We start from the raw sequence: 10,079 nt of genomic DNA, 5'->3' as shown, positions 1-10,079 counted from the left end.
GTTGATTCTGAGCTTTAGTTAGTCTAGACTTCATAATAACGCCTCCTAAGGTGAGTTCTGAGGGCTGCAACCCAGTACATACTCATCCTAGCGAGGCGTTTGTTTTTCTGCAAATTGAATCTACTAACACCTACAGGAATGTTAACGGGCAGGATAATGGAATATGTGGTACTTAAATTAAACACCACAAAGGAGTGTGTTATGTCGCATAATTTGGGGCTGAAAATTGATTCTGAAAATCGCTTTGAAAAATTCGTTAAGAAGACAATAGAAACCCAGCTTGTGTGGGATTTGAAATCCGAGGACGGTTGGTGTGTATCACCTACGAACGAATTTGAAGAAACAAATGTAATGCCTTTCTGGTCGGAACGAGCCTTAGCAAAACAATGTGCAATTGAAGAGTGGGTACATTACAGCCCACAGACGATACCGCTTGATGATTTTGCGAATACTTGGATTCCTGGGCTTGATAACGATAATTTATTGATTGGTACGAATTGGAACGCACATCTTTTAGGAAAAGAAATAGAACCGTTAGAATTATCGGCATGCCTGGTTCAGAAAGAACTTTGAATCATTTCGCAAACGGAGAACATTAGTTCAGTGAGCTATGCAGCAGTACTATATTTCTAACACGAGAATGCACTGAGAAAAAATTCTGTATATAAAGGGGGGGCGATCCCCCTCGCCTCCACCAATACCATGAAGAAACCCGACCTCGTGAGGTCGGGTTTTTTGATTTTTTAGTTATGTTAAGAGCACGTCTTTTATTAAACTAACCGGTAGAATAACACAATGGGGCCGCAGTCGCAATAAAGGACAGAAATGCTCGATTAACGACAACAATGGTCATCAAGTGGGAGACCTTGCATTGCTTCATCTGGCCAGGTTATAGTCCGATTCAGTTGGCATTTTCGATTTTTTCGCGTGGTTCGCCGGAGATGAATTCATCGTACTGGCATGTGATTGTGCCAAGGCTAGCAGTCTCATCACAATCTTGCTTCGGCTTGAATCGGATGTAGAAAGATGCTATGCCGAATACGTGAAAAAAAGGTCGACCATCTCGTGGTCGACCTCTAATTATTCTATTGCGCGGTCAGGATTTGTGTACCTTCAGCCGTGATGGCGATCGTATGCTCGTATTGGGCGGCGAGCTTGCGGTCCAGCGTCCGTGCGGTCCAGTTGTCCGAATCGATTGTCATGTGGTAGGTGCCTTCGGTGATCATTGGCTCGATCGTGAACACCATGCCTTCCTTGATGCGGAGGCCTTTGCCGGGCTTGCCGACATGCATATAGTTCGGCTCCTCGTGCAGATCCCGGCCAATGCCATGCGCGAGAAGGTCGCGCACGACGCCGAAGCCGTTCGATTCGGCATGCCGCTGGATGGCGCTCGTCACGTCGCCCAGCCGATTGCCGGGCTGCGCCTGCGAGATGCCGATGTCAAGGCATTCCTTAGTGACACGCATCAGCTTCTCGGCCGTCGGCGATATGTTCCCGACTGCATAGCTCCAGGCCGAATCGCCGAGCCAGCCGTCGAGCTCTGCGACCGTGTCGATCGTCACGATATCACCCTCCACCAGAGGCTTATCGCTTGGGAAGCCATGCGCGATCACGTCGTTGACAGATGCACAGGTCGCATATTGATAGCCCTTGTAGCCCTTTGTGTAGGGCTTGGCGCCATGCTTCAAGATAATGTCCTCGAAGATGCGCTCAATCTCGTTCGTTGTGATTCCCGGTTTGATGAGCGAGGCGATCGTGCGATGGCATTCGGCCACCACTTGGCATGCCTTGCGGATGGCCTCGATTTCATGTTTGCTTTTTAAAATGACCATGTTTGTATCAGGACTCCTTCGTAATAGCTTGCATCGCGAGCTTGGCGATTCGATCGACGTCCAGCTCGGAAGTGCCCGCATAGTAGTGCAGCCCACAGCAGCCGACCAGCACGGCAAGCATATGGTCGACGCTGTCGTCTTCGCGCTGGGCAATCGATTGGAGCGGAACATACAGCCGTTCCATGAATCGTCTCTTTGTGGGGTGCTGATCCTTCGCAGGCAAACCTGCATAATGTTCCGCGGCCATTTTGTAGACAAGATATGCGCGGGCGTCCGACTGCCACAGCTGGAGCAGTGCCTTGCAATAAGTCAACAGATGCCTATTATCCGGGCTGTCGACGTAGATGTTTGCCCATTCGGTCAGGGCTTGCTCGCATCGCTCGAAGCCGCTGCCCAGCACATCTTCTATTAATAAATGCCGGTTAGGGTAATAATGGTATACCGTGCCGTAACCGAGCTCGGCTTCGCGGGCGACGTCGCGAATATCAAAGCTGCCACCCGTGTGGAAGTAGGTGCGCGCGGCGGCGTCCAGGATCTGTTCCTTGCGCTGCATGCGGATGAGCTCATTTTGTTCTTTGGTACGAGGGCACATTGGTGCGTGAACCTCCTTGTATAGACCTGCAAATTTGTCGATATAAATATAGTAACGCAATGGGCACTTATCCGCAACATTTTTATATTCATAACGTCCATGTACTTATAGTTAAAAACATTCGAGTTTTTTAATTTTTTAGTCATGATAAGGGCACGTCTTTTATTAAACTAATGAGAAGATTAGCGCAACAAAAGAGATTTACAAGCCGTATACTTAGTGAGTCAGCGATATGCGATTAAGAGGAAAGAAAAAATATTCCACTAAAGAATTGTACGAAGAAATGCAGATAAGAGGATATTTGGAGTATTGTAAAGGATAAGGTGTGATGCGGATGACTGATTTTGCAATGATTAAAGAGTTGTTTCATATTACGAAACGAAATGGGTTTAGTCATGGCGAGATACAAATTATTAAAAATAATTTTGGTGAATTAACAGTGTTGAAAAATAACGATAGTTTTGATTTGATCTATGCTTCAAGCGATAGAGAACATTTTGATGAAATGGATCGGGTTCTCTCAAAACTGGCAGTAGAAAAATAATTTGTTGGGATTGTGATGAGGATATGGTTAAAGCAGTGGATTAAACCTCCTAAAACGAAAAAAGTAATCATTTTAGGAGGTTATAATAAATGAAATTCAATCCGATTGTCATGGATAACTGGAGTAGAAAACCCTATTTTGAGCATTATTTAAACAATGTCAGATGCACTTTTAGCATGACGGCAAATATCGACATTTCCCGGCTGCTGAAAGAACTTAAGAGTCGGAGGATAAAGCTGTATCCAGCACTAATCCACATGATAACTACGGTGGTAAACCGCCATAATGAATTTCGCACATGTTTTAATGCAGAAGGGACATTAGGTTATTGGGATCGTTTATCTCCTAGCTTTACAATTTTCCATGATGATGATAAGACCTTTTCAAGCATATGGACGTTGTACAGTGAAGATTTTAATGATTTCTACAGTCGTTATCTTGATGATATGAAAAAGTACGGAAGTGTTAAACAATTTGCCGCTAAAACAAACGAACCACCGGGCACTGTCTCCATTTCCAGCATTCCTTGGGTTAGCTTCACTGGATTTAACCTGAACATCTATAATGAGGGAACCTATTTACTGCCCATCTTTACGATGGGAAAATATTTGCACTATGACGAAAAAATTCTGTTGCCATTATCAGGGCAATTCCACCATGCCGTTTGTGACGGTTACCATGCCGGGATGCTGTATAATGAGCTGCAATTACGTGCAGATGCTTGTATGGAATGGTTACCAAACTATACCGCATTCAGCTAACGGGCAACTTATTTTTTCACTTGCATGTGATGGTGGAAATATTTTGTATAAGAGGTATCCAGTGCCGGTAGCCTTTCCGGGTCAGTTGTGCGGTTGTGAAGCTCTTGTTTTTGGAGCGGCGCATTAAAATCGTTGCGGTAATCGTAACTGACTACAGCGAGCCAAAAGCCCACTAGGTAAAATTTACCTAGTGGGCTTTTTAGGGTTCGATTTTTTAATAATAAAAAATAGTGTTTTATGCAATTTTTTGCTGCGGCAATATATGTTTTTACAACTTCATCTGCTAACATAAGAGAAACATAACGAGAGAGTACATAAAGCACGGGGGCTAACATCTATGAGCTACAATTTATATTTATCAGCATTGCTGATGGCAGCTACCTGCTGCTCGCTAATGCTGTGCTATCTCTCTTGGAAAAGAAGAGAGCTGCCTATTGCAATTAGTTATGGGCTAGGCATGTTGACGGGTTCATTGTACACTTTTGGATATGCTTTTGAAATTGTTAGCACCGATTTAGAGCATATACGCTTCTGGCTTCGTATCGAATATCTAGGCATCCCATTCGGTACTATTCTATGGATTATAATGGTGCTGCAATATACGGGAAGGCAAGCGCTCGTTCGAAAATGGGTAGTAGCGCTGCTGATGATTGTTCCTGCCATTACCTTTGTAGCTCATTATACGAATGATTGGCATCATTTATTTTATAAAAGCATGACTTTAAATTACTCAGAGGGCTTTCCGCTGGTAACGACGGAGAAAGGACCTTTATACAAGCTGCATGTCTACTATTCGTATTCCTTCTTTGTAGTTGGCATGGGTTTAATGGTTGAAATGTTTCTAAAAGCGACATCTCGCATGAAGAAACAAATCGCTTTTATGATCATTGGATCATGGGGGCCTTTTGGATTTACGCTTATTTATTTAAGCAATGTCATTTATATGCCAATTGATATCTCCCCATTTGGTTTTATTTTCTCAGGAATCTTCTACATGTGGGGGATTTATCAATTTAACATGCTTAGACTAGCGCCCTTAGCGCTGCAAAAGGTGTTTGCATCCATGCAGGATGCGGTAATTATATTTGATTTGGAAAATACGTTAACTAGCTTTAACCAATCCAGCAAGCAGGTTATTAAAGGGATAAATAATAAGTGGATCGGTTTGCCGGCAACGCAAGTCTTTTTGCAATATCCATTGCTGTTGGAGAAAATCATGCAAGGGCCTTCTTTGAACAGCAAGGTTCAAATTTCGGGTCAAGCGGATGAACCCTATTATAATGTGCATATGTCCTTGATTAGTGATAAGAACCAGAAGCCTGCCGGCAAAATGTTTTTGTTAAGCGATGTTACGGAAATGGTGCGTTCAGAGGAGCGGCTGCTTGATAATGCCCGTCAGCTAAGCGAATTAAACATGTTCAAGGATCGAATGTTTAGCGTAGTCGCTCATGATATTCGTGATCCACTGGCGGTGCTCATCAATTTAATGGAGCTCATGGAGGACGAGCTGCAAGGCTCCGACGGAGAGCATGAGGAAATCGTCCATGAAATGGGACAGCAAATTGAAAATACTTTTGCACTGGTAGAGAGCTTGTTGGAATGGTTCCGAAGCCAACGCGAAGGCATGGTATTTAACCCAGTGGAGAGAGACATATACCATACCGTACAGGTCTGCATCCGGTTATTGGCGGTTCGCTGCGAGAGCAAAAAAATTCAATTGATATCGGAAATACCGAAGGATACGTTTGTGCTAGCCGACAAAGAAATGCTGGAATTGATTGTCCGAAATTTATTGTCCAATGCCGTTAAGTTTACCAACATCGGCGGCACAATCCGATTAAAAGCAGAACATCATGCCGATAAACTAATTATTTCTGTAAGCGATTCTGGGGACGGCATATCGCCGCAACAGGCCAGCTCACTGCTGCTGGAAGGTTATCCGGTGTCATCAACAGGAACAGCAGGAGAACGGGGCGTCGGTTTGGGACTTACTTTATGCAGGGAATTTGTTCGTTTAAATGGTGGAGACATTTGGTTCGATAGTTCTGAGCAAGGAAGTACCTTTTACTTCTCCGTTCCTACGCCATCTGCACATGCATTCAGACGAAGCAGCTTGGAGGCGAGCGCAGGTTGAAGGTTATCCTTATTGATGACGAGAAGGCGATGCATTTAATAATGAAACGGATGCTTGCGAAGACGTCTGTGGAAGTAGAAATTGCAGGCAGCTTCACGGAGACAGAAACAGCATTTTCTTATCTGATGAATCATGATGTAGACTTGGTGTTTCTGGATATAAGCATGCCGAGGGAAACTGGGCTAGAGCTTGCCGAACGGTTAAGAGAGGTTGGAAGAGAAATAAAGATCGTGTTCCTGACCTCACACAAAGAATATGCTTTGCCTGCCTTTGATGTTTATGCCTTCGACTATATCGTAAAGCCGGTTGTGCTGGAAAGACTTCAAAAAACGCTGCAAAGAGCGTTTGCTGAGTTGCGTAAAGAGCACTTGCGGCAAGGGGAGTGGGCGGCGCCTTTAAATGAGACGAGGTTTAACTGCTTAGGTGTTATAGATATTCAAAGCACGCAGGGGATAAGGGCGAAATGGAAATCAAGCAAAAGCGCGGAACTGTTTGGCTATTTGCTTATGCATAAAGGAAGGCTGATATCCAGAGCAAGGCTGATCGAAGAGCTGTTTGGCGACATGCCGCAAAAGAATGCTGAGGTTTACTTGAATACGACCGTCTATCAGCTGCGGAAGGTATTAGATCCATTTGGCCTGAGAGAGAATCTACATTCTGACAGTAACCACTACGCCCTTAGTCTGAGTGAGGTGAGTGTAGACCTTGTAGGCTTTGAAGAAGGCTGTAGAAAAATGTCAGTCGTGGATGAGACGAATCTGGAAGAGGCGATTGCACTAGAGCAGCTGTACGCAGGGGACTTATTTGGGGATCACGCTTTTGCATGGGCTTGGAACGAGATTGAGCGTCTTTCGTTGCTGTACACCTCCTTTACCCAGCGATTATGTATGGCTTTGTTAAATAAAAGCGAGACGAATGCTGCCATTAGGTTGTTAATGAAGCTCGTGTCGCGCAATGAACTAGACGAACAATCCTTTTTGCTGCTTATGAAAGCTTTGGCTTTGCAAGAGAACAAGGAAGCGTTGACCCGGCAATATAGGCAATACGAAGACACGCTGCGTAGAGAGATCGGTATAAAACCCTCCCGCGAGGCTGCTGATTTATATTTCAGTCTGCTGTCCGAGCTGGATAAATAAGAATGAGTAGATATGAAAGGCTCCTAAAATAATAGGGGCTTTTTTTGCTTTTGTCGAAGTTTGTCATTTTGCCGTCATTGGGCTTGGATATAATGGATCTAACTATAGAGATGAGGAGATAAGTTAACATGAAACGATTTTCAATACGCAATTTATTTTTAGTTTCGGTTTTAATTCTGAGTCTGTTAAGTGGATGTGTGTTCAAAATAAACCAAGTCACCATTTATTTTGACTCGGAAAGGTTAAGTGAGGCAGAGTATGCATACATCAGATATTCGAATAGCGATGTCGTTCAGGCACCCAACCTATTGCCGGGCCAAAACAGCGTTACTGTTCCTACGAATAGCACGCAATCCATTGTAGGTGGATACGTAAGCGACGGTGTAGTGAGCTGGGTTCCAAACATGATTTATGGATTAGGTAATGTTACTGTCAGTCGTATTTCGGCAAGTAAACCCAAGCTTCCTGTAGGCTATGTCAAGTTAAAAGAAATGGCTCAGAGTCAACCCGGGTATATAAACGTAACCTTTGCTGTTTATGATACCGATGGCAAGCCTGTGGATGATCGCACGGAAATTTTTGCACATTCCGCAGATACAGCTTTAACCTTCTATAACATAGACCCAAGCGACAAGGATAATGGTACTATTTATACGAGGACGAATACGGTAGACGAGGGTTACTCGTGGTATACCGTTAACGGATTGGTCACTTTCCAAATTAAATCCGACATTAGTGAAATTTATAATGTTCCTCTTTCTTTATACTCAGGTTCTCAATTCATAACGAATGATCCTTTTAACAATGAATCTACACCTGTGGAAGCAATCAATGTAGGCAGCGTGGGGGATGCTTCTTCCTTACTTATTGGCGATACTTTGGCTATGCGCGCGGATATATTGCCAGTAGACGCCTCTTACAAAAAGTTAAAATGGTCCGTTGAGAACGGAACAGGCTCAGCGACAATCAGCAAAAGCGGTGTATTGACGGGTATTTCGGCAGGTACGGTTACCGTTAAAGCTACGGCTGCTGACGGCAGCGCCGTTTATGGAACAAAAACGATTAAAATTCATGGACCTATCATACCTGTTCAAAACATATCTGTAACAGCGGAAGATGAGGTTTCTACAATCGAATCAGGCAAGACACTTCAAATGTATGCTGTTGTAGCCCCTAGCGACGCAACATACCGACAGGTTGCTTGGTCTGTTATTGATGGGACGGGTACAGCTGTAATTGACGAAGAAACGGGAGAGCTTACTGCAGGCAATCCAGGTACAGTAACGGTCCAAGCAACAGCTACCGATGAAAGCGAAGTTGTTGGCAGCACGATTCTTACGATAACAGCCGCCCAAGTCCCTGTATCCTCGATTACGTTAACAGGGGATTCCAGCTTGCTAGTTGGCCAGACGTTAACCGTTGACGCGACCGTTGCTCCTGAAAATGCAACGGACAAATCGATCGAGTGGTCTGTTGAAAACGGAACAGGCAGTGCGACAATCAGTACAAGCGGTGAATTGACCGGAACTTCAGCAGGTGCGGTAATCGTTATAGCAACGGCTATTGACGGCAGCGCTGTTTTTGGAACCAAAACGATCGAAATTAAGGAGCCCACCATACCTGTTCAAACGATTACCGTAACGGCGGATGGTGAAGTTACTACAATCGAATCAGGTAAGAAGCTGCAAATGAATGCTGTGGCAGCTCCTAGCAACGCAACAAACAAAGCGGTCACTTGGTCCGTAATAGATGGAACAGGTACGGCTGTGATTGATAAAACAACGGGAGAGCTTTCTGCGGGCAATCAAGGTACAGTAACGGTCCAAGCAACGGCTACCGATGAAAGCGAAGTTGTTGGCAGTACGATTCTTACGATTACGGCTGTCCAAGTCCCTGTTACCTCGATTACGTTGACAAGTGATTCCAGCGTGTTGGTTGGCCAGACGTTAACCGTTGACGCGAGAGTTGCACCTGCAAATGCAACAGACAAATCAATCGAGTGGTCTGTTGAAAACGGAACAGGCACAGCAACAATCAGCAAAAGCGGAGTATTGACGGGTGTTTCAGCAGGAACGGTTACCGTTAAAGCAACGGCTGCTGACGGCAGTGCCGTTTATGGAACAAAAATAGTTGAGGTTAAAGTAAGCTCTGGCGGCGGTGGAGATCATGGCAATCCGACACCTACTCCAGCGCCAACAACAAAGCCTGAAAAAACACCTGAACCAAAACCGACAGCAACGACTAAAGTGAAATTTGATCAAAATGTGATTCAAGTGGAAAAAGTGATATCCAGCTTAAACAAAAAAGTAGAGGAAGCGAAAGCTAATCCTACTGATGTGGAGTTCAAAGATACAAAATCTCACTGGGCTGGTTCCACCGTTCATATTTTCGTGAAATTGGGGATTGTAAACGGATATGAGGATGGTTCCTTCCATCCTAACGCAAGTATTACCCGCGCCGAATTTGCTACCATTATTGCAAAGGTATTTGACCTCTCTGCGACGGTTGATAAAAATAAGCTAAGCGACGTTTCCGACCACTGGGCTTCAGCATCAATTGCTGCTTTAACTGAAAGCGGCATTATCTCAGGGTACGAAGATGGCACATTTAAACCAAACAAAGAAATCAGCCGTGCCGAAATCATTTCCATTATTTCTAAAATCATTGATCTTAAAGCTGTAAACACAGCTTCAGCGCCTGCTTTCACAGATATTGATGGAGCTTGGAACAAAGAGCAAATCAAGCAAGCAGCAGCGGCAGGAATTATTAACGGAGCGGGTAATGGACAATTTGCGCCAAACAAACCATCATCTCGCGCTGAAGCGTTAACGATTATTTTACACACGCTTCAAACCAATGCGGACCTAAAAGCAATATTGGAAGCTTTAAAATAATAAATGCATAGTGCTTTCATGCAAAAAGCCTGCCGTATGGCCAATGTCATTAAGTTAAGGTGTAAGTTCAATAGAATGCAAAAGAGCAGGTTATCAAAAAGATAGCCTGCTCTTTTTTTGCCCAAATGAGGAAAAAGAACTTGACAGGCGATTGTAAGTGTGTGGCGAAGCCCCTTGAAAAAACGA

At 44.3% G+C, this 10,079-nt stretch carries 9 protein-coding genes; 6 read left to right on the top strand and 3 right to left on the bottom strand.

The genetic code is table 11. The features are described 5' to 3' along the window. Window positions 1–201 precede the first annotated feature (201 nt). Window positions 202–573, top strand: coding sequence for a DUF2750 domain-containing protein (locus AB4Z45_RS32580; protein ID WP_441913793.1), 372 nt, complete (start codon window positions 202–204; stop codon window positions 571–573). Between the two features lie 512 nt (window positions 574–1,085). On the opposite strand, the gene map is transcribed toward AB4Z45_RS32580, so the two are convergent. Beyond that, window positions 1,086–1,832, bottom strand: coding sequence for a type I methionyl aminopeptidase (map, locus tag AB4Z45_RS32575; protein ID WP_441913792.1), 747 nt, complete (start codon window positions 1,830–1,832; stop codon window positions 1,086–1,088). Window positions 1,833–1,839: 7 nt separating this feature from the next. Next, a complete protein-coding gene (locus AB4Z45_RS32570) occupies window positions 1,840–2,424 on the bottom strand; it encodes a TetR/AcrR family transcriptional regulator (protein ID WP_441913791.1) in 585 nt (194 codons plus the stop codon). Between the two features lie 334 nt (window positions 2,425–2,758). On the opposite strand from AB4Z45_RS32570, the gene AB4Z45_RS32565 reads away from it, so the two are divergent. Together AB4Z45_RS32565 and catA are read left to right on the top strand one after the other, a co-directional pair. After that, window positions 2,759–2,968: a hypothetical protein gene (locus tag AB4Z45_RS32565; RefSeq protein ID WP_441913790.1), complete on the top strand. Its 210-nt coding sequence runs from the start codon at window positions 2,759–2,761 to the stop codon at window positions 2,966–2,968. Between the two features lie 89 nt (window positions 2,969–3,057). Further along, window positions 3,058–3,729 (top strand): type A chloramphenicol O-acetyltransferase, encoded by a 672-nt coding sequence (catA, locus tag AB4Z45_RS32560; protein WP_441913789.1) that lies wholly within the window; start codon window positions 3,058–3,060, stop codon window positions 3,727–3,729. A gap of 8 nt (window positions 3,730–3,737) precedes the next feature. Here the strand turns inward: catA and AB4Z45_RS32555 are convergent, their stop codons facing one another. Then, window positions 3,738–4,064 (bottom strand): hypothetical protein, encoded by a 327-nt coding sequence (locus tag AB4Z45_RS32555; RefSeq protein ID WP_441913787.1) that lies wholly within the window; start codon window positions 4,062–4,064, stop codon window positions 3,738–3,740. Window positions 4,065–4,066: 2 nt separating this feature from the next. Here AB4Z45_RS32555 and AB4Z45_RS32550 point away from each other — a divergent pair, with 2 nt between their 5' ends. The 3 genes from AB4Z45_RS32550 (at window position 4,067) to AB4Z45_RS32540 (ending at window position 9,893) form a co-directional block, all read left to right on the top strand. Next, window positions 4,067–5,863: a histidine kinase N-terminal 7TM domain-containing protein gene (locus AB4Z45_RS32550; RefSeq protein ID WP_441913785.1), complete on the top strand. Its 1,797-nt coding sequence runs from the start codon at window positions 4,067–4,069 to the stop codon at window positions 5,861–5,863. Then, a complete protein-coding gene (locus tag AB4Z45_RS32545) occupies window positions 5,860–6,999 on the top strand; it encodes a response regulator (protein ID WP_441913783.1) in 1,140 nt (379 codons plus the stop codon). The genes AB4Z45_RS32550 and AB4Z45_RS32545 overlap by 4 nt, the downstream gene beginning before the upstream one ends. Before the next feature lie 128 nt (window positions 7,000–7,127). Next, window positions 7,128–9,893 carry an Ig-like domain-containing protein gene (locus AB4Z45_RS32540; RefSeq protein WP_441913781.1) on the top strand — a complete coding sequence of 922 codons (2,766 nt, stop codon included), beginning with the start codon at window positions 7,128–7,130 and terminating at the stop codon, window positions 9,891–9,893. Window positions 9,894–10,079 lie beyond the last annotated feature (186 nt).

The organism is Paenibacillus sp. MCAF9, from assembly GCF_052114265.1.
Taxonomy (GTDB): domain Bacteria; phylum Bacillota; class Bacilli; order Paenibacillales; family Paenibacillaceae; genus Pristimantibacillus.
Note: the sequence above shows the minus strand (reverse complement) of the source record. Positions and strands in the feature narration are given on the sequence as shown.

What these genes read in the sequence shown, in the direction of transcription:
- AB4Z45_RS32580 (WP_441913793.1), top strand. Translation starts at nt 202, where the DNA reads ATGTCGCATAATTTGGGGCTGAAAATTGATTCTGAAAATCGCTTTGAA.
- map (WP_441913792.1), bottom strand. Translation starts at nt 1,832, where the DNA reads ATGGTCATTTTAAAAAGCAAACATGAAATCGAGGCCATCCGCAAGGCA.
- AB4Z45_RS32570 (WP_441913791.1), bottom strand. Translation starts at nt 2,424, where the DNA reads ATGTGCCCTCGTACCAAAGAACAAAATGAGCTCATCCGCATGCAGCGC.
- AB4Z45_RS32565 (WP_441913790.1), top strand. Translation starts at nt 2,759, where the DNA reads ATGACTGATTTTGCAATGATTAAAGAGTTGTTTCATATTACGAAACGA.
- catA (WP_441913789.1), top strand. Translation starts at nt 3,058, where the DNA reads ATGAAATTCAATCCGATTGTCATGGATAACTGGAGTAGAAAACCCTAT.
- AB4Z45_RS32555 (WP_441913787.1), bottom strand. Translation starts at nt 4,064, where the DNA reads ATGTTAGCCCCCGTGCTTTATGTACTCTCTCGTTATGTTTCTCTTATG.
- AB4Z45_RS32550 (WP_441913785.1), top strand. Translation starts at nt 4,067, where the DNA reads ATGAGCTACAATTTATATTTATCAGCATTGCTGATGGCAGCTACCTGC.
- AB4Z45_RS32540 (WP_441913781.1), top strand. Translation starts at nt 7,128, where the DNA reads ATGAAACGATTTTCAATACGCAATTTATTTTTAGTTTCGGTTTTAATT.